A 19,470-nucleotide genomic window follows, 5' to 3' on the forward strand; every position below is an offset into this window, starting at 1 on the left:
TGGACGCCCGGACCGCGAGCCTGGCCCTGGACGCGACGCGGATCGTCCTGGACCATCGCGCGGGACGGACCACGGCGCGCGGCGCGGCCCAGGCCGATCTCGGCGCGAGCCAGGCCCTGGCGGGCGGCGTGGCGGCGGGCGGCCTCAAGGCCAGGGCCGCCTCGTCGAATCTGGCCCTGGTGCTGGACGCCAAGGGCGCGGCGGTGAACGGCCCGCTGACGCTCGAGGCCAGCGCCGCGCGCCTGGCCGGCGGGGCCCTGGCCCTGGCGGACGCGCGGCTGGCCGCCCAGGGGCGCGTCGACCAGGGACCTGGCGGCCTCGCCCTGGCCCTGAACGGCTCGGCCGGCGGCCACAGCGGGATCTCGGGCCCGGACGCCGAACGGCTGGCGGCCCTGGTTCCCAATCCCGCCTACGGCAAGCCTCTGGCCCAGGCCCTGCGGACCTTCGATCTTTCCCTGCCCGCCGTCGGGCTGGACGTGAAGGGCGGCCGGACCCGGGCCAGTCTCGGTCAAGCCGCGCGGCTGTCGGCCCCCAACGGCGTCTTGCTGACGGTGTCCGCGCCCAAGGGCGCGCTGCTGGACGCGGGACCGGAAGGCGCGCGCGGCGGCCTGGAGGCGGCGCTGTCCGGCGGCGGCCTGCCGTCGATCAAGGCGCTGGCGCCGGGATGGCGGATGACGGGCGGGGTCCTGACCTCGCCGCTGTCGCTGGCGACCGAGAATTTCGACCTGCCGCCGATCCAGGGCGTCTCCGGCCAGGTGGACGGCCAGGTCCGGCTGGCCGGCGGCCGCTTCACCCTGACGACCTCCAAGTGCGTCCCCGTCACCGCCAAGGCCTACGCCCTGGGCGACAACCCCGTCACGGGGATCAAGGCCACGCTCTGTCCGGCCAAGGCGCCGCTGGTCGCCGCCGGGGCGGGCGGCTGGAGCGCGGCGCTGCGCTTCCAGGACGGCGAGGGCGAGCTGGCCGTGGCCCAGGCCAGGCTGCGGGACCTCAAGGGCGAGGCCAGCTTCGGCGGGACAGGCGGCTTCGACCGCGCCAGCATCCGCGTCGATGGCGGGGCGGCGACCGACGCCGCGCCCGAGCGGCGCTTCAACGCCATTCTCGCAAAGGGGGGGCTGGCCCTGTCGGGCGGCCTCTGGACCGGGACCTTCCAGGCCGCGACGCCGGTCGGCGCGCCGCTGGGCGAGATCCGCCTGCGCCACGTGGTGGCGACCGGCAAGGGCCAGGCCGACATCGACGCCAGCAAGCTCACCTTCGCCAAGGACGGCCTGCAGCCGGCCGACCTGTCGCCGATGGCCGCCTTCGCCCGTGACGCCAAGGGACCGGCCAGCTTCACCGGCGTCTTCGCCTGGGACGCCGAAAATCCGAACAACGGGGGCGCGACCAGCCGCGGCCGGCTCGTGGCCGACAGGATCGACTTCACCAGCCCGATCGGGCTCGTGGCGACCCTGGACGGCGCGGTCGACTTCGACAGTCTCGCGCCGCTGACCACCCGCCCGGGGCAGACGCTCAGGGTCGTGAAGATCGACTCCCTCGTGCCGCTGACGGCGGTCGAGTCGGTGTTTCAGCTGGGCGCCGACATGCTGCACGTCTCCAAGGCGACGTTCGAGGCGGCCAAGGGCCGGGTCTCGATCGAGCCGATCGACGTGCCGCTGGCGGCGGACAAGACCATGAGCGGCGTCATCGTCATCCAGCACCTGGACCTGGGCGAGCTGATCGCCGCCTCGACCCTGGCCGACAAGGTCAGGATCCAGGCCGTGGTCGACGGCCGCCTGCCGTTCACCTACGGGCCGGAGGGCCTGCGCTTCCACGAGGGCAAGATCAGCGCCATCCAGCCCGGGCGGCTGGAGATCTCCCGCGCGGCCCTGTCCACCGTCGCCGCCAGCCCCAACGACAGCCCCGGCGCTCCGCCGCCCGCCAATGGCGGGCAGGTCAACGCCATCCAGGACTTCGCCTATCAGGCCATGGAGAACCTGGCGTTCGACCAGATGGAGGCGGGGGTCAACAGCACCGACAAGGGCCGCCTGGGCGTGCTGTTCCACATCAAGGGCCGGCACGATCCAAAGGTCGCCGAGAAGGCCAAGGTCGGGATCATCGACCTGATCCGCGGCCGCGCCTTCAACAAGCGCATCGCCCTGCCGGCCAAGACGCCGGTGGATCTCACCCTCGACACGTCGCTGAACTTCGACGAGCTTCTGGCGGACTGGCGCACCTGGTTCGAGCGTCAGGCGCCAGAGGCCAAAACCCGTTCAGGTCCGGTTCAACCGTGACCGGTCATCCTGAAGACGAACTGGAGACTAGACGCATGAAAAAGCGCGCCCTCTTGCTGGCCCTCGTCGCGACGGGAGCGCTCGGCGCGGCCGCCTGCACGCCCACCGTCCGCGTGAAGGTCGACCCGATCAACATCTACGCCAAGCTGGACGCCGACGTGCGCGTGCGACTGGACAAGGAAGTCCAGACGCTGATCCAGCAGAACCCCAACCTGTTCTAAGAGGAGGAACCGACATGATCCGCAAGACGATGACGGTTCTGGCGCTGGGCCTGGCGATGACCGCCGCCGGCGCCAATCTGGCGCTCGCCCAATCGGCCGCCGCCAAGGCCGCCGTGGACGCCGGCAAGGCCTCCGGCACGGTCGGCGAGCAGGCCGACGGCTATCTGGGCGTGGTGTCCGGCGGCGACGCGGCCCTGCGCGCCGCCGTGGCGGAGATCAACACCGGCCGCGCCGCCGCCTACAAGGACATCGCCGCCAAGACCGGCGTGACCCCCGAGGCCGCCGGCCAGGCCACCGCCAAGCAGCTCTACAGCCGCCTGGCCCCCGGCCAGTACTGGAAGCCGCTGGATGGCGGCTGGGTGAAGAAGTAAGCGGCGACGGAGGGGGAGGCTCGGCGCCTTCCCCCTCCGGCGCTTCGCGCTAGCGCCCTCCAGCGGGGAAGGGCTCGACCGGTCCCTGCATTGACTCCCTCGTCCGCCCCCGTATTTTCCGCGGCGTTCGAGTGACTGGCGTTGAAGGTGGGCGACCACCGGGGAGCTCGATACGGGCGCGCTTTCATTAGAAGGCGCGCTCCCAAGGAAACTTGCGAGCGAACGCAAAACCGGCGTCCGCTTTTGCTGCTCGCAAGTCCGCCGCGCGCCTGGGCTCCCGTTCTGAACCTGCCAGAGGAGCCCGCCGTGCCCGCAGCCCCCGACTATCCGTCCGCCCCCGATCTCGTCGCCCCCAAGCGCGCCCTGCTGTCGGTCTCCGACAAGACCGGCCTCGTGGAGGCCGCCAAGACGCTGCACGAGGCGGGCGTCGAGCTGGTCTCGACCGGCGGCACCAAGGCCGCGATCGCCGCGGCCGGGATCCCGGTCAAGGACGTCTCCGACCTGACGGGCTTCCCCGAGATGATGGACGGCCGGGTCAAGACCTTGCACCCGGTGGTGCACGGCGGCCTGCTCGGCGTCCGGGATGCGCCAGAACACGCCAAGGCCATGGCCGACCACGGCATCGGCGGCATCGATATCCTCTATGTGAACCTCTATCCGTTCGAGGCGACCGTCGCGAAGGGCGGCAGCTACGCCGAGTGCGTCGAGAACATCGACATCGGCGGCCCGGCCATGATCCGTTCGGCGGCCAAGAACCACGGCTATGTCGCCGTCTGCACCGATCCGGCCGATCTGGCCGAAGTGCTGGACGCCCTGAAGGCCGGCGGGACCACCCTCGCTTTGCGCCAGACGCTGGCGGCCCGCGCCTACGCCCGCACGGCGGCCTATGACGCGGCGATCTCGGCCTGGTTCGCCCAGGCTCTGGGCCAGGACTTCCCGGCCCGCAAGAGCATCGCCGGCGAGTTGCGCCAGACCATGCGCTATGGCGAGAACCCGCACCAGAAGGCGGCCTTCTACACCTTCCCCAATCCGCGTCCGGGCGTGGCCACGGCCAGGCAGCTGCAGGGCAAGGAGCTCAGCTACAACAACATCAACGACACCGACGCGGCCTTCGAGCTGATCGCCGAGTTCGACCCGGCCCAAGGCCCGGCCGTGGCGATCATCAAGCACGCCAACCCGTGCGGCGTGGCCGTCGGCGCTTCGCAGCGCGAGGCCTATGAGCGGGCCCTGGCCTGCGACCCGACCTCGGCCTTCGGCGGCATCGTGGCGGTCAACTCGCGTCTGACCCGCGAGGCGGCCGAAGCCATGGTCGAGATCTTCACCGAGGTGGTGATCGCCCCCGAGGCCGACGAGGACGCCGTGGCCGTCTTCGCCGCCAAGAAGAACCTGCGCCTGCTGGTGACCGGCGGCCTGCCCGATCCGCTGTCGACCGGCGACACCTTCAAGAGCGTGGCCGGCGGCTTCCTGGTTCAATCTCGCGACGACGCCCGCATCAAGGCCTCCGACCTGAAGATCGTGACCAAGCGCCAGCCGACCGAGGAAGAGATCCGCGACATGCTGTTCGCCTTCACGGTGGGCAAACACGTCAAGTCCAACGCCATCGTCTACGCCCGCGCCGGCCAGACCCTGGGCGTCGGGGCCGGCCAGATGAACCGCAAGGACAGCGCCCGGATCGCGGCCCTGCGCGCCGCCGACTTCGGCCTCGACCTGAAAGGTTGCGCCTGCGCCTCGGAAGCCTTCTTCCCGTTCGCCGACGGCCTGATCCAGGCCGCCGAAGCAGGGGCGACGGCGATCATCCAGCCGGGCGGTTCGATGCGCGATCCGGAAGTGATCGAGGCGGCCGACAAGCTTGGCCTCACAATGGCCTTCACCGGCGTGCGAGTGTTTAGGCACTAGCTTATCCCTCACCGCTCGCCCCCGCGAAAGCGGGGGCCTAAGCCGAGGGGTATCGTCCGCTTGGGTCCCCGCTTTCGCGGGATGAGTGAGGAAAGGCCGGACCGCATGCTGAGCGCGGATTGGGCAGTTGAGGTCGCCCGACACTCCCGGGTGTTCAAGCCGGCGGGCCTGGGGCCCTTCCCGGTGGCGCTGATCCTGCACGGCTGCGGCGGCAAGACGCCGTTTCTCGAGGACTACGCCCGGACCGCCGTCCAGGCCGGCTGGGCGGCGGTGGTGGTCGACTCGTTCCGGCCGCGCGGCTACTCCAGCCTCGACGCCAAGCTGTTCGTCTGCACCGGCGTGGCGCTGCACGGGCTCAAGCGCTCGGCCGACATCTTCGCCATGCTGGCCTGGCTGGAGAGGCAGGGCTGGGCTGACGCCGGCCGCGTCTTTCTGGCCGGCTGGAGCCATGGCGGCTGGACGATCATGGACGCCTACGCGATCGGCGAGGGGGCGGCCCGCGCCACCACCCTGGCCGACGCCGACGCGGCCAAGCTGCGCCAGCGCGTGCGCGGCGCCCTGCTGGTCTATCCCTATGCCGGTTATCCTTCCCTGACCTCGGCCCGGGGCTGGGGCGACCGTGGGCCGCGGGTCTGGTCGGTGCTGGGCGGCAAGGACCAGGTGGTCGGCTGGAAGGCGCCCGGCAAGGCGCTGGACCGCCTGGCGCGCGACGGCCTGCCGGTCGACCGGGTCTTCTACGCCGACGCCACCCACGCCTTCGACGACGACCGGGCCAACGATCCCCGCGCCCGCTACCGGCCGGATCTGTTCGCGCAGGTGCGAACCTATTTCGCCGGGGCTCTAGGAGCCTGCGCTTAAGGCGGATCGAAATATGCAAAGCGGCGCATAATTCCCGCCTTCCTGGGCCTTGCGCCCAGGACCCATCGTCCCGCCGCCGCCGAATCTGGCCTGAGTTCCGGGCTGTTCAGCTTCGGGTCACGGCGCAATCGCAGCCTGCCGTCAGCATGGGTCCTGGGCACGAGGCCCAGGAAGGCAGGTTTTTGAATTCAAGAACCCTGCTTTGAATGTCGATCGGTTCTTAAGGCGCGACCGGCGCGAGCCTGGGTCGGCGGATCGGCGCCGGGCCGCGATAGAGCCGGCGCCAGACCCACTCCAGCGGCCCCATCTCGAAGCGGGCCAGCCACCAGCGCGACCACAGGATCTGGACGATCCAGATCGCCACGGTGATGGCCGCCAGGCCCGGCCGGTCGACCTGACCGTGTAGGCCAAGGCCGCGCCCGCCGTAGAAGATGGCGGTCATGATCAGCGACTGGGCCAGATAGTTGGTGAACGCCATTTGGCCGACGGGGGCCAGGACCCTCGGGACCACCGACCAGGCCTTGGAGCGGGCCGCGAAGACCATCAGGCTGACATAGGCCAGGGTGGTCGGCGGAGCGAGGATCCACTGGATCCCGACCGCGACCATGCCCAGCCCCCTGGGCAGGCCCATCATCGCCTGGGCGACGAACAGGCCGCCGATCAGGGCCGAGGCCAGCACGCCCCAAACGAGCAGTCGTCGATAGACCCGGTCGGACGCTTCCCCGGTCAGCACCCCGGCCTTGAAGACGCCCAGGCCGATCAGCATCAGGGCCGAGGTCATCACGAAGATCAGCGGCTCGCCGGACAGGAAGGCCAGGCGGTCCTTGGCGTTCTGGATCAGGGACTGGAGGAAGCTTCCGCCGTACTCGACTTCCGCCGCCTTGGCCTTGGCCAGCGCTTGAGCGGTCTCCAGCGCCTGCTGCCCGTCCTTGGGCGCGAAGGCGGCGAGGGAGAGGCCCACCAGGGCCAGCAGGCTGATGACGATCCAGATGGCCAGACCCGTGCGGATCAGCTTTCGCGCCGGCCAGGACCGCGCCAGCATCACCGCGAAGCCGGCCAGGGCGTAGCTCAGCAGCACGTCGCCGTACCAGATGACGAAGCCGTGCAGCAGGCCGAAGGCGACCATCCAGAGGAGGCGACGGCGAAGGATCGCGCCGCGCTCGGCGTCGGACCGCTCGCCGCCGACCAGGAAGATCGAGACGCCGAACAGCATGGCGAACAGGGTCACGAACTTGCGCTGGAACAGCCACTGGGTCACGACCCAGACCGTCAGGGTCGCGACGCCGGTTCCATGCGGCCAGAGCTTCGCCGATTCGGCCAACTGGGGCGGCGTGGCGAAGTCCGGCGCGTTGCACAACAGGATGCCCAGCACCCCGAGGCCGCGCAGCGAGTCCAGCAGAACGATCCGGTCCTTGGTCATCCCCGCCCCTTCGGTGGCCTTCGCGCCGCAGCCTGCCCGGCCGCGACGCGAGGCGCAACCTGGAGGCTTAGGCCGCCGTCAGTTCCCGCAGCGCGGCGTTGGCGATGGTCAGCTTGGCGAAGGTCCAGCCGCCGCCGGCCTGCTCGATCTCGTCGATCGTGCGCTTGACCGTCCGGGGGCGATCGCCGCGCAGCGCCGCCCACGAGCTGATCGCGGCCTTGGCGCCGGCCTCGTCCTCGCCGGCCTGGGCGTTGGCGGCGAACTTCAGGACCTGCTGGGTGATCGAGGTCTGCTCGGTCAGCATGTCCTCGATCAGGCGGCGGACCGCCAGGCGCTCGAAGCTGTCGCCGCCGACGAAGGCGCCGGCGGCCGCCCGCAGGCGATCGAAGCCGAAGGCCGCCCCGACCTGGTGATAGAGCCGCGCGACGTTCTCGACGCTCCAGCTGGAGGCGTTGGCCAGGTCGACCAGATCGGCCGCCGTGGTCAGCGGCTGCAGGGCCGCGACCGCCTGGGCCAGGGCCTCGGGGGCGCCGTCGGCGACATAGGTCTTCACCCGCTTGGCCACCGCCTTCTGTTCGAACGACGACAGGATGCCGGGCGTCAGGGCCCTCAGCGCCGCCACCGACGGGCCGTAGGCCTCGACCAGGGCCTTGACGCTGGACTTGTCACGGACGACGCGGCGGGCCAGCCAGAAGCTCAGGCTGCGCAGGGCGTAGGCCAGGGCCTTGTAGAGCGCGGTCTGGCCGTCGGCCGAGGCCTTGTTGTCCAGGGCGCCGACCTGGTCCCACAGGGCGTCGATCCCGAGGATCTCGCGGGCCGCCGTGAAGCCGGTGACCACCGCGGCCGCGTCGGCGCCGGCGGCGGCCTTCAGGCGGCTGGCGAAGGTCGGGCCGCACATGTTGACCATCTGGTTGCCGACCACCGTGGCGATGATCTCGCGCTTCAGACGGTGCTTCTGCATGGCGTCGGCGTACTTATCGAGCGCCTTGGGGAAGTAGCCCTTCAGCGTGGCCTCGAACCACGGATCGTCCGGGGCCTGGGAGGCGACGATCTCGTCGAGCAGGTCAAGCTTGCCGTAGGCCAGCAGCACCGCCAGTTCGGGCCGGGTCAGGCCCTTGCCGGCGGCCTTGCGCTCTAGCAGCGTGGTATTGGTCGGCAGGCCCTCGACGCGGCGGTCGAGGCGGCCGCGATGCTCCAGGTCGACCATGTAGCGGATCTGGGCGTCGACCTCGCTGACCGCGTCGCTCTCCAGCAGGGTCAGGGCGAGCGTCTGGTCGTAATTGTGCTCCAGCACGTGGTGGCCGACGTCGTCGGTCATCGAGGCCAGCAAGGTGTTGCGATCGGGCCGCGTCAGCTCGCCCGAGCGCTCCAGTATGCCGGTCAGGATCTTGATGTTGACCTCGTGGTCGGAGCTGTCGACGCCGGCTGAGTTGTCGATGGCGTCGGTATTGATGTGACCGCCGCCGCCTCCCGCGCCCATTTGGGCGAACTCGACGCGGCCGGCCTGGGTCAGGCCTAGGTTGGCGCCCTCGCCGACCACCTTGACCCGCAGGTCCGAGCCGTTGATGCGGATCGCGTCATTGGCCTTGTCGCCGGCGTCGGCGTTGCTCTCGCCCCTCGCCTTCACATAGGTGCCGATGCCGCCCAGATAGAGCAGTTCGGCCCGCGCCTTCAGGATCGCGGTCATCAGCTCGGCCGGCGAGACGGCCTCGGCCTTCAGGTCCAGCATGGCGCGGACTTCCGGCGACAGCGGGATGCTCTTCAGGCCGCGGGCGAAGACGCCGCCGCCCTGCGAGATCTTCGACTTGTCGTAATCCTCCCAGGACGAGCGCGGCAGCTTGAACATCCGGTCGCGCTCGGCCCACGAGACCGCCGGATCCGGGTTCGGGTCCAGGAAGATGTGGCGGTGGTCGAAGGCGGCCAGCAGCTTGGTCTGCTTGGACAGCAGCATGCCGTTGCCGAACACGTCGCCGGACATGTCGCCGACGCCGACCACGGTGAAGGTCTCGGTCTGGATGTCCTTGCCCAGCTCCCGGAAGTGGCGCTTGACCGCTTCCCAGGCGCCGCGGGCGGTGATGCCCATGACCTTGTGGTCGTAGCCGACCGAACCGCCCGAGGCGAAGGCGTCGCCGAGCCAGAAGCCGTAGTCCTCGGCCACGCCGTTGGCGATGTCGGAGAAGGTCGCCGTGCCCTTGTCGGCGGCGACGACCAGATAGGGGTCATGGCCGTCATGGACGACCACCGACGGCGGCGGCACGACCTGGTTGTCGGCGTCGATGTTGTCGGTCAGGTCCAGCAGGCCCGACAGGAAGGTCTTGTAGGCGCGGATCGCCTCGGCCTGGATCGCGTCGCGGTCGCCGCCGCGCGGCAGCTGCTTGGGATAGAAGCCGCCCTTGCTGCCGACCGGCACGATCACCGCGTTCTTGACCTGCTGGGCCTTCACCAGGCCGAGCACCTCGGTGCGGAAGTCGTCGCGGCGATCCGACCAGCGCAGGCCGCCGCGGGCGACCGGGCCGAAGCGCAGGTGCACGCCCTCGACGTGCGGCGCCGAGACGTAGATCTCGCGATAGGGCTTGGGCGCGGGCAGATCTTCCAGCTCGCGCGAGGCGATCTTGAAGCTGATATAGGGCTTGGGCCCGCCGTCGGCGGCCGGCTGGTAGAAGTTGGTGCGCTGGATCGCGCCCACCAGGGCGGCCAGGCGGCGCAGCACGCGGTCTGCGTCCAGGCTTTCGACGGCCTGCAGCGCCTCGACGATCTTGGCCTCCACGGCCTTGGCCTGCTCCTCGCGAGCCTTGAGCTCGGCGCGGACGGCGGGGTCGAACTTGGTCTGGAAGAGGTCGAGGATCAGACGCGCCACGCCCGGATGGTCGGACAGCGCCTGCTCCTGGACGCCCTGGCTGGGATCCAGGCCCGACTGCTGGCGATAGCGGGCCAGGGCGCGGATCAGCGCGGCCTCGCGCCAGCCGATGCCCAGCTCCAGCACCAGGCGGTTGAAGCCGTCGCTCTCGGCGCGGCCGGTCCAGATGGCGACGAAGGCGGCCTCGAAGGCCTGCTTGACGTCGCCGAACACCAGGTGCTCGCCGGCCTCGTCGCGCAGGACGAACTCGTGCACCCAGACCGGCTCGCGGCTCCCGGACTCGCCGGTCGGCGCGACCTTGAAGCCCTCCTCGATCAGGGCCTTCAGACCCATGTGCTCGAGGATCGGCAGCACGTCCGCCAGCGGCGCGGCCGCGCCGGGGCGATAGAGCTTGAAGCGGAAGGTGATCGGGCTGTCGCCGTCGCGGCGGAAGGCGCGCACGCGCACGGCCTCGCCCTCGGCCAGGTCGTCGATCACCTGGATGTCGGCCAGGGCCTCGTCGGCGTCGTACTGGTCGCGGTAGCCGGGCGGGAAGGCGCCGGCGTAGCGGGCCAGGATCTGGGCGACGCGGCCGGCCTGGCCCTCGCGGATCACCGCCTCGAAGCGGTCCTCCCAGGTGCGGGCGGTCTCGGCGATGGCGGCCTCGACCGCGGCGAGGTCGGGCTCGCCGTGGGCGCCGGGCGTGACGCCAAGGATGTAGTGCACCCGCGCCAGCGGCGCGTCGGAGAAGCTGGGATAGTAGGCTGACACCCGGCCGTTGAAGGCTTCGGACAGGATCTGGCCGGCCCGCTCGCGGACGCCGGAATCGTAGCGCTCGCGGGGCACGAACAGCAACACCGAGATGAAGCGGTCGAACGGGTCGCGGCGGGCGAACAGCTTCACGCGCGGCCGGTCGAACAGGTGCAGCACGCCCAGCGCCATGGCCAGCAGCTGGTCCTCGTCGGTCTGGAACAGCTCGTCGCGCGGCCAGGTCTCGAGGATGTTGCGCAGGCGCTTGCCGTTGTGGCTGTCGGGATCCTTGCCGGCGCGATCCAGCAGGTGGGCGACCTTGCGGCGGATCAGCGGCACGTCGCGGGCCGGGGTCTCGTAGGCCTCGGCGGTGAACAGGCCCACGAAGCGGACCTCGCCCGAGGCCTTGCCGTCGGCGCCGTAGCGGCGCACCCCGACATAGTCCATGTAGCCGCGGCGGTGGACGCGCGAGCGCAGGTTCGACTTGGCCACCACGATCGGCGCGCCCATTTCGATGCGCGTGCGGACCTGAGCCGACAGCACCGCCGGCTCGCTCTCGCGACGCAGGACCGTGCGAGCCTGGTCGCGCAGGACGCCCAGGCTGCCCTCGGGCTGGTACAGCGGCTCCTCGGCGGCGTAACCGCCGTCGCCGGTGCGCGGATAGTCGTAGACCCGGGCCCCCAGGAACACGAAGTGATCGCCCTCGAGCCAGTCGAGGAAGGCCAGATCCTCGGCCTTCTCCTCGGCCGAGACGGGGGCCGGGGCGCTCTTGAGTTCGTCGATGGTGCGCCGCATCAGGGCGCGCATGGCGTCGAAGTCCTGCACCGCCATGTCGACGTCGCCGAGGGCCTCGCGGACGCTGCGGACCAGGGCCGCCTCGCGGTCCTCGCCAACGGGCTTCAGCCAGACCTGGATCATCGAGCGCCGGACGCCGCCGCAGTCGGAGACCGGGTGGAACATCGCCCGGACCGAGAAGCCGGCCTCGGTCACCTCGCCCATGATGCTGTCGACCAGGAAGGGGCGGTCGGGCTGGACGATCTCCAGCAGGTCGGAGACGGTGGCCCCGCCCTCGGCGCGGCGCAGGCGGATGGCGGGTTCGGAAAGGTCCTTGGCGCTTTCGCCGAAGCGCCAGAAATCGGCGAGGGCGCGAGCCAGGTCGGCGGCGTCCAGGTCCGGAAGCTCCTCGGCGGACCAGTCGTCCTGAGCCTGGGCGGCGAAGTCGCGCGCGGCGGGGGGCAGGGTGTCCGGCGAAAGGCCCAGAGCCTTGGCGAAAGCGCTTACGAGCGGGCCGATCGGCGCCTCAGAAGAATTGAGGACACTTTTTTCACCGACCATAGGACTTCCTCGCGATTTTTGGCGGCAACCTAGCCCTTTCGGGCGGTACTTCAACCGCTACATCGGAATTCTGAATGAATTCGTGCCGCCCGACATGAAGCGCGCATGACGCGCGAACGGAAGCGCCGCCGGCTGGGGGGAAGCCGACGGCGCGGGCCCGCTCGGGGTGGCGCGGGCGTTTTCCGCTTCGATCGCGGCGGCCTTGCCGGCCACGATCGGCGGGGGTGTCCGGGTGGGGGAAGCCGGACCGCCTATAGATAGGGGACGCGTTCCGGAGTTTAAGGGCCGGACTCATTTCTTTCGCGCCGGCGTTCCGCGCCGGGGCTTGACCGCTTCCAGGCGTTCGCCTTGCGGGTCCCCGTCCTCGGACAGCAGGATGGCGATCCAGCGCGACCCCTCGAACTGGGCCAGGATCAGCATGACGGCCACGGTCAGGGGCGTGGACAGGAACATGCCCGGCACGCCCCAGAGCGCGCCCCAGACGGCCAGCGACAGCAGCACCACCGTCGGGTCCATGTTCAGGCTGTCGCCCTGCATGCGGGGCAGGATGACATTGCCGACGAAGAAGAAGATTCCCTGCAGGGCGGCGAAGAGAATGATCGCCGGCCACAGGCTGTCGGGGAACTGCACCAGGGCGAACAGCGGCGGCAGGAAGCAGCCGATCGCCCCGCCCAGGATCGGGATATAGGCGGCCAGGAAGATCAGGAAAGCCCAGAAAAAGGCGTTGTCCAGCCGCACCAGCATCATCACCACCCAGGCCGCGACGGCGATCATCAGGCCCGTCACCGTCTGGATCCAGAGGTACTGCTCGACGCCGTCCCGGATCCGCTGGAACAGCTTCATGTTCTGTTCGCGCTCGGCGTGATGCGGAAACAGCGAGACGATCTTGCGCGCGAAGCCCCGCCGCGAGGCGATGATGAAGCCCAGATAGATCAGGACCAGCAGCGCGCTCGAGGCGAAGTTGCCGAACGACTGCGCGGCCTGGCCGATGTAGCGCTGGGGGTTCAGTTCGTTGACCAGGCCGCCGATGGTCGGCGCGACATGGATGCCGACCGCGTGGGCCACCTTGGCGATGATGTCGTTCAGACGCGGGGCGTAGTCCTTCAACTGGTCGAAGAAGCCTCGGCCGTTGTCGATCACCACCCAGAACGAAACGCCGAACAGCAGGACCGAGATCACCAGCGCCGCGGGCAGGGCCGCGCGCCGCGGGAAGCCGGGGAGGCGAGAGATCAGCACCCGCGCGAAACTGTCGACCAGAACCGCCAGGAAGACCGCCAAGGCCAGGGGCGTCAGGATGTCCTGCATCCAGTACAGCGCCGCGCCGCCGGCGATCACGGCCAGGAACACCACGGCGTTGCGTGTGGTGACGGGAGGCGGGGCGGGCGCGGGCATCGGGGGAACTCCTGGAACGGGTCGACATTGCCCGCTGCGATTGGCGACGCGCAAGGGCCCGGCTAGGGTGAAGGCGCTTACACGGAGATTGCCCATGCCGCTGTCGATCGACGAGAACGAGATCCTGGTCGGATTGGGACAAGGTCCGGTGACTCAACGGCTGGACCGGTCGAATCGCCACGGCGTCGTCGCTGGCGCCACCGGCACCGGCAAGACCGTCACCTTGCAGATTCTGGCCCAGGCGTTTTCCGACGCCGGCGTGCCGGTGTTCGCGGCCGACGTGAAGGGCGATCTGTCGGGCCTGGCCATGCCGGGAACGCCCAACGAGAAGATGCTGGCCCGGGCCGCCTCGATGGACCTGCCCCTGACGCCGGGCGCGCCGCCCGTGGTCTTCTGGGATCTGTTCGGCGAGAAGGGACACCCGATCCGCACGACCATCTCCGAGATGGGGCCGCTTCTGCTGTCGCGGCTGCTGGAGCTGAACGACGTCCAGGAAGGGGTGCTGACCATCGCCTTCCATGTCGCCGACCAGGACGGGCTTCTGCTGCTGGACCTCAAGGACCTGCAGGCGGCGCTCAAATACGTGGCCGACCACGCCGACGAGATCGGCACGCAGTACGGCAACGTCTCCGCGGCCACGGTCGGGACCATCCAGCGCAAGCTGCTGACCCTGCAGACCCAGGGCGCCGAGCACTTCTTCGGCGAGCCGGCCCTGGACCTTTCCGACCTGATGCGCACCGACGCGGCCGGACGCGGCTACGTCAACCTGCTGGCCGCCGACCGGCTGATCCAGTCGCCCAAGCTGTACTCGACCTTCCTGCTCTGGCTGCTGTCGGAGCTGTTCGAGACGCTGCCCGAGGTCGGCGATCCGGAAAAGCCCAAGCTGGTCTTCTTCTTCGACGAGGCCCACCTGCTGTTCAACGACGCCCCCAAGGCGCTGTTGGAGAAGATCGAACAGGTGGTGCGCCTGATCCGCTCCAAGGGTGTCGGCGTCTATTTCGTGACCCAGAACCCGGCCGACATTCCCGATGCGGTGCTGGGCCAGTTGGGGGCGCGCGTCCAGCACGCCCTGCGCGCCTACACCCCGGCCGACCAGAAGGGGCTGAAAGCCGCCGCCCAATCGTTCCGCGTCAATCCCGCGTTCGACACCGCCGAGGCCATCCAGGCGCTGGGCGTGGGCGAGGCCCTGGTCTCGACCCTGGACGAGAAGGGCGCGCCCCGGATCGTCCAGCGGACCCTGATCCGTCCGCCCGCCTCGCGCCTGGGCCCGCTCGCCCCGCAGGAGCGCGCGGCGCTTCAGGCCAAGAGCCCCGTCGCCGGCGTCTATGACCAGGCCCAGGACCGCGATTCCGCCTACGAAATCCTGCAGAGCCGCGCCCTGAAGGCCGAGCGCGAGGCCGACGCCGAACGCGCCGAGCAGGAAGCCGCCCGCCGCGCCGAGGCCGAGGCCAAGGTCCGCGAGCGGGAGGCGCGCGCCAGCCGGCCTCGCGCGTCCAGCCGCCAGACCATGACCGAGGCCTTCGCCGTGACGCTGGTGCGCACCGTCGCCTCCCAGGCGGGCCGCGAGCTCATGCGCGGTCTCCTGGGCGGCCTCAGCCGTCGGCGGCGCTGACCCCGCGTTTGCGCGGCGAGGCCTTTTTTCCCGGTCGCCGCGCCTCGCCCAGCAGGCTCGCGGCCACCTCGGCCAACTGGTCGATCTGGAACGGCTTGCGCAGGACGGGCCAGGGCAGGTCGGCGGGCGCCATGTCCATGCGAGATCCCGCGTAGCCGGTGGTCAGCAGCACGGCCAGCTGGGGACGCCGCTCGGCCGCCGCGCGGGCCAGATCCACGCCCGAGACGCCGCCGGGCATGACGATGTCGGACATCAGCAGGTCGAAGGTCGCGCCGCTCTCCAGGATTTCGAGCGCGGCGACGCCGGTTTCGGCCGTGATGACCTCGCAGCCCAGATCCCGCAGCAGGCCGGCGGCGATGTCGCGGACCGCGGCGTCGTCCTCCGCCAGCAGCACGCGCACGCCCCGCAGGCGCTCGCGGGCCGGCGTCGCCGGACGGACGGCCGCCGGCGTCGCGGCCTCGTCGGTGGCCGGCAGGTAGAGCGCCACCGTCGTGCCCTGGCCCTCGACGCTATCGATGCTCACGCCCCCGCCGCATTGGCGCAGGAAGCCGTAGACCTGGGCCAGGCCAAGGCCCGTGCCCTTTCCCACCTCCTTGGTCGTGAAAAACGGCTCGAAGACCCTGGCCAGCACCTCGGGCGACATGCCCGCGCCGGTGTCGCGCACGGCGACCCGCACGTAGCGGCCGGGCGCGGTGTCGGCGACTTCGCCCTCGGCCAGGGTCACCGGGTCGACCGTGATGGCGATCTCGCCGCCGTCCGGCGTGGCGTCCGTGGCGTTGACGACGAGGTTCAGCAGGGCGGCCTCGAACTGGGCGGCGTCGACGCGCGAGCCAACCGCTCCGGGACTGCGGCGGACGGTAAGGTTTATCGCCTCGCCCACGGCGCGACGGAGCAGAGGTTCGGCCTGGTCCAGCAGGGCGCCGATATCGACCACCTCCAGTCTCAGCTCCTGGCTTCGCGAAAAGGCCAGAAGCTGCCGCGTCAGCCGTTCGCCCCGCCGGCCGGCCGCCAGGGCCGCCTCGGCCAGCCGGGTCACGCGGGCGGTGTCGTCGGGGCGACGCAGGATCATGTCCAGCCCGCCGACGATCACGGTCAGCAGGTTGTTGAAATCGTGAGCCACCCCGCCGGTCAGACGCCCGACCGTCTCCAGTCGCTGGACCTGGGCCAGGGCGGCCTGGGCGCTGGCGGTCTCGGCCATGCTGGCCTCCAGGGCCGCCGTCCGTTCGGCCACGCGATCTTCCAGGTCCTTGCGCGCCTCGACCGTCTCGGTGAAGTCGAAGCAGCTGCCGATATAGCCGCGATAGGCGCCCGTCTCGTCGAAGCGAGGCGCGCCGGCGCTATTGACCCAACGCCAGGCGCCGTCGGCGCGCTTCAAGCGGAAGGCCAGGTTGAACGGCTCGCGGCGGGCGGCCGCCGCATTGGCCGTCGCGATGCTGGCCTCGCGATCGTCGGGATGGACGCCTTGCAACCAGCCCGAACCCATCTCCTGCTCCATGGACCGGCCGCGAAAATCGAGCCAGGCCTGGTTGAACCAGTCGACTTCGCCTCGGGCGGTGGTCGCCCAGATCAGCACGGGAGCGGAGTTGGCCAGGCTCCTGAACAGCTCCTCGCTGCTGCGCAGGGCCGCCGCGGCGCGCCGCTCATGGGTCACGTCCCGGAAGGTCACCGCCAGGTCGCCGCCGAGACGCACGCCGCTGGAGCGGATCCATCGCTCCTCGCCGTCGATCTCGCGCCGGACGTCGATATCGTCGGGGCCGCCGGCCTTCAGCAGACGCGTCAGCCGGTCGACCATCTCGCGTCCCGTCTCGTCGGGAAAGACCTCCAGCACCCGCCGGCCCACCAGGGTCGCGGCGCCGGCCGGCCGCATCGAGTCCGCCATCGGATTGGCGTAGGTCCAGCGGAAATCGACCACGTGTTCGCCTTCGCGCACCGGCTCCAGGATCACGAAGGCGTCCAGCGACACCTCCTGGGCCGAACGGAACCGTTCCTCGGCCGCCAGGCCGGAGCGCACGGCGATCCGCATGGCCTCGACCAGCACCACGATCAATCCGCCACAGAGGACGAACATGCCAAGCTGGACGCTTTCACGGGCGTGCAGCGTCCAGCCGCCGTCCGCCATCCAGAAGCGCCAGGCGATGATGGCGCTGAGCCCCACGGCCAGGAGGCCGGGGCCGAGCCCTCCGACCATGGCCCCGACGAGGACCGCCACGAAGAAGGTTGGGAAATTGATCGGGACGTCGGTGACCGAAACCGCGAGCGCCCGCGCGGCGGCGGCGGCCAGGACGGCCGTCACGGCCAGGGCGTAACGCACCTCGCGGCGGTCGGCCGCCGTAACGAACTTGATGGCCGTTCGTCTTAGCACCCAGGTCCACGCCCCATCGACGCCCGCAGCGGCGCAACGGCTCCGCTCGGCTCACGCCCAACGCCCAATGGAATACGCAGTTCCAGGCCTGGGCAAGGCTTGTCGGAAAGGGACGGGTCACGCTTGCGTCCGTTCCGCCGACGGCCGGGCCCGAAGACGCCCGCGAACGGGGCGCGCATCCTATGCGGGCTGGATCGGAACCCGCTGGGCCAGCTGGTGTTCGCGCCAGGAGATGAACAGGGTCGAGATCACGACGATCGCCGCGCCGACGAGGGTGGCCCGGTGCGGGACCTCATGGAACAGCAGCAGGCCGGCGCCCACGGCGAAGACCAGCCGCGTGTAGTCGATCGGCGCCATGACCGCGGCCTCGCCCGCCTCCATGCCCTTGATATAGGCCCCCTGAGTGAGCGTGCCGATCACCCCCATCGCCGCCAGCAGGCCAAGGTCGGGCCAGGTCGGCCAGCGCCAGACGAAGAGAGCCGGCGGGATCGCGAAGATCACGCCCAGCACCGCCGCGTAGACCAGCAGCACGAACGGGCTGTGGTCGCGGGTCATGACCTTCATGCCGGTGATGGTCAGGGCGAACAGGAAGGCCGAGATCAAGGCGCAGGCCTGGGGCCAGCCGATCCACGCGCCGACCCCACCGGCTCCAGGGCGCAGCATGATCAAGACGCCCACGAAGCCGACCAGCGCCGCGCCGATCCGCAAGGGTCCGATCGGCTCGCGCAGCACGAAGGCCGCCAGCGGCACCAGCCACAGGGTCCGGGTGAACGAAAGGGCGTTGGCGTCGGCCAGGGGCAGCTTCTGATAGGCGTAGAAGCCCATGATCAGCGCCAGAACCCCGGCGCTGGATCGGAAGATCAGGATCCCCGGCCGCGTGGTGCGGAACGCCGCGCGCCAGTCGCGGGCGATCAGCGGCAGCAGCACGATCACCCCCGCCAACTGGCGGTAGAAGGTCTGCAGCGCCGCCGGATACCCCGGGCCGAGGAACTTGATCAGGGTCGTCATCGCCGTGAAGCCGATGGCCGAGGCCAGCATCCACAGCGCGCCGCGCAGGTTCGGAGTGAGGCTCACCCCGCCCCGCCGGAGGCGATCAGGGCCGCGCGCATCTGCTCGGCCTGCTCGGGCGTGATGCCCATCGCCGCCAGGATCGGCGAGGGCGTGTTGACGTCCCAGGCGCTGCGCGGCCCGACGGTGATGCCGCCGTCGACCACGATGTGGGTCCCGGTCACGAATTCGGAGTCGTCGCTGGCCAGGTAGAGGGCGGCGCGGGCGATGTCCTCGGGCAGGCCCGACTTCGGGATCGGCTGGATCTTGGGGCCGATCTGGGCGACCTGGGCGGCCATCTGGTCGGCGACCTCGCGCGACAGGCCCATCGAGGCGCCGAAGATCGAGGTGGCGATCAGGCCCGGGCAGATCGCGTTGACCCGGATCTTGCGGGGCGACAGCTCGGCGGCCGCGCAGCGGCTCATGTGGATCACCGCCGCCTTGGCGGTCGAATAGGCCAGGGGGCCGAAACCGGCCTGCAGGCCCGCGATCGAGGCGGTGTTGATGATCGAGCCGCCGCCGCGCTGGGCCATCAGCGGCGTGGCGTGCTTCATGCCGAGGGCCGGGCCGCGCACCAGCAGGGCGAAGGTCTTGTCCCAGCCGTCGGCGGTCAGCTCCTCGACGCCGGCGGGGGTGCCGCCGTGACCGGCGTTGTTGAAGAGGATGTCCAGCCCCCCGAAGGCGCTGGCGGCCAGGTCGATCGTCGCGGCGACCTCGGCTTCGGAGGTCACGTCGCAGCGGGAGAAGCGCACGCGGTCCGGAAACCGCTTTTCCAGCATCGCGCCCTTCTCGGCCTGCAGGTCGGCGGCGACGACCCGCGCGCCCTCGGCGACGAACAGTTCGACCGTTCCGAGCCCGATGCCCGAGCAGCCTCCGGTGACGACGGCGATCTTGCCGTCCAGACGTCCGACCATGGTGTTCTCTCCTCCGCGTCGCCGATCTCTCATGGATCGGTGATCAGTGATCATATTCGCGAAGAGGGTGGGCCTTGGCTAGGGGCGCCAGCCAAATCGGGGGAAGCCAAATCGGGGAAGCCAAATCGAGGGTAGCCAAATCGGCAAGCGTGACGACGACGCCCGAAAGCCCCTGCTCGTCGCCAC

The 19,470-nt window shown here is 70.5% G+C and carries 12 protein-coding genes; 6 read left to right on the forward strand and 6 right to left on the reverse strand.

Annotated features, from left to right (window positions below):
- The 5 genes from VJ655_RS00970 to VJ655_RS00990 form a co-directional block, all read left to right on the forward strand.
- The coding region (locus VJ655_RS00970; protein ID WP_324097503.1) for an intermembrane phospholipid transport protein YdbH family protein at positions 1-2,270 on the forward strand (2,270 nt) is incomplete at its 5' end.
- A 35-nt stretch (positions 2,271-2,305) separates the two neighbouring features.
- Complete coding sequence (locus tag VJ655_RS00975; protein WP_324097504.1) at positions 2,306-2,491, forward strand: YnbE family lipoprotein; 186 nt, start codon at positions 2,306-2,308, stop codon at positions 2,489-2,491.
- Between the two features lie 14 nt (positions 2,492-2,505).
- Positions 2,506-2,862: a YdbL family protein gene (locus VJ655_RS00980; protein WP_324097505.1), complete on the forward strand. Its 357-nt coding sequence runs from the start codon at positions 2,506-2,508 to the stop codon at positions 2,860-2,862.
- Positions 2,863-3,168: 306 nt separating this feature from the next.
- Entirely contained in the window at positions 3,169-4,758 is a 1,590-nt protein-coding gene (gene purH / locus VJ655_RS00985; RefSeq protein ID WP_324097506.1) for a bifunctional phosphoribosylaminoimidazolecarboxamide formyltransferase/IMP cyclohydrolase, read from the forward strand.
- An 81-nt stretch (positions 4,759-4,839) separates the two neighbouring features.
- Positions 4,840-5,616 (forward strand): dienelactone hydrolase family protein, encoded by a 777-nt coding sequence (locus tag VJ655_RS00990; protein ID WP_324097507.1) that lies wholly within the window; start codon positions 4,840-4,842, stop codon positions 5,614-5,616.
- A gap of 220 nt (positions 5,617-5,836) precedes the next feature.
- Here VJ655_RS00990 and VJ655_RS00995 read toward each other — a convergent pair whose 3' ends face one another.
- From VJ655_RS00995 to VJ655_RS01005, 3 genes are all read right to left on the reverse strand, one after another.
- Positions 5,837-7,036, reverse strand: coding sequence for a DUF418 domain-containing protein (locus tag VJ655_RS00995; protein ID WP_324097508.1), 1,200 nt, complete (start codon positions 7,034-7,036; stop codon positions 5,837-5,839).
- Positions 7,037-7,103: 67 nt separating this feature from the next.
- Complete coding sequence (locus tag VJ655_RS01000; protein WP_324097509.1) at positions 7,104-11,957, reverse strand: NAD-glutamate dehydrogenase; 4,854 nt, start codon at positions 11,955-11,957, stop codon at positions 7,104-7,106.
- Positions 11,958-12,248: 291 nt separating this feature from the next.
- Entirely contained in the window at positions 12,249-13,349 is a 1,101-nt protein-coding gene (locus tag VJ655_RS01005) for an AI-2E family transporter (RefSeq protein ID WP_324097510.1), read from the reverse strand.
- Between the two features lie 94 nt (positions 13,350-13,443).
- Here VJ655_RS01005 and VJ655_RS01010 point away from each other — a divergent pair, with 94 nt between their 5' ends.
- Positions 13,444-14,961, forward strand: a complete 1,518-nt coding sequence (locus tag VJ655_RS01010) for a DUF853 domain-containing protein (RefSeq protein WP_324097511.1) — start codon at positions 13,444-13,446, stop codon at positions 14,959-14,961.
- Here the strand turns inward: VJ655_RS01010 and VJ655_RS01015 are convergent.
- The 3 genes from VJ655_RS01015 to VJ655_RS01025 form a co-directional block, all read right to left on the reverse strand.
- Positions 14,942-17,323: a PAS domain S-box protein gene (locus VJ655_RS01015; protein WP_324097512.1), complete on the reverse strand. Its 2,382-nt coding sequence runs from the start codon at positions 17,321-17,323 to the stop codon at positions 14,942-14,944. The two genes, VJ655_RS01010 and VJ655_RS01015, sit on opposite strands and share 20 nt — an antisense overlap.
- A gap of 180 nt (positions 17,324-17,503) precedes the next feature.
- Positions 17,504-18,397: a DMT family transporter gene (locus VJ655_RS01020; protein WP_324097513.1), complete on the reverse strand. Its 894-nt coding sequence runs from the start codon at positions 18,395-18,397 to the stop codon at positions 17,504-17,506.
- Positions 18,394-19,284: a glucose 1-dehydrogenase gene (locus VJ655_RS01025; RefSeq protein WP_324097514.1), complete on the reverse strand. Its 891-nt coding sequence runs from the start codon at positions 19,282-19,284 to the stop codon at positions 18,394-18,396. Before VJ655_RS01025 ends, VJ655_RS01020 begins: the two co-directional genes overlap by 4 nt.
- Positions 19,285-19,470 lie beyond the last annotated feature (186 nt).

Source organism: Caulobacter sp. (assembly GCF_035254145.1).
In the GTDB taxonomy this organism is placed as follows: domain Bacteria; phylum Pseudomonadota; class Alphaproteobacteria; order Caulobacterales; family Caulobacteraceae; genus Caulobacter.

Excerpts from the sequence above, each read along its gene's own strand:
- VJ655_RS01005 (WP_324097510.1), bottom strand. The coding sequence starts at position 13,349 with ATGCCCGCGCCCGCCCCGCCTCCCGTCACCACACGCAACGCCGTGGTG.
- VJ655_RS01000 (WP_324097509.1), bottom strand. The coding sequence starts at position 11,957 with ATGGTCGGTGAAAAAAGTGTCCTCAATTCTTCTGAGGCGCCGATCGGC.
- VJ655_RS00980 (WP_324097505.1), top strand. The coding sequence starts at position 2,506 with ATGATCCGCAAGACGATGACGGTTCTGGCGCTGGGCCTGGCGATGACC.
- VJ655_RS00995 (WP_324097508.1), bottom strand. The coding sequence starts at position 7,036 with ATGACCAAGGACCGGATCGTTCTGCTGGACTCGCTGCGCGGCCTCGGG.
- VJ655_RS01010 (WP_324097511.1), top strand. The coding sequence starts at position 13,444 with ATGCCGCTGTCGATCGACGAGAACGAGATCCTGGTCGGATTGGGACAA.
- VJ655_RS01025 (WP_324097514.1), bottom strand. The coding sequence starts at position 19,284 with ATGGTCGGACGTCTGGACGGCAAGATCGCCGTCGTCACCGGAGGCTGC.
- VJ655_RS00975 (WP_324097504.1), top strand. The coding sequence starts at position 2,306 with ATGAAAAAGCGCGCCCTCTTGCTGGCCCTCGTCGCGACGGGAGCGCTC.
- VJ655_RS00990 (WP_324097507.1), top strand. The coding sequence starts at position 4,840 with ATGAGTGAGGAAAGGCCGGACCGCATGCTGAGCGCGGATTGGGCAGTT.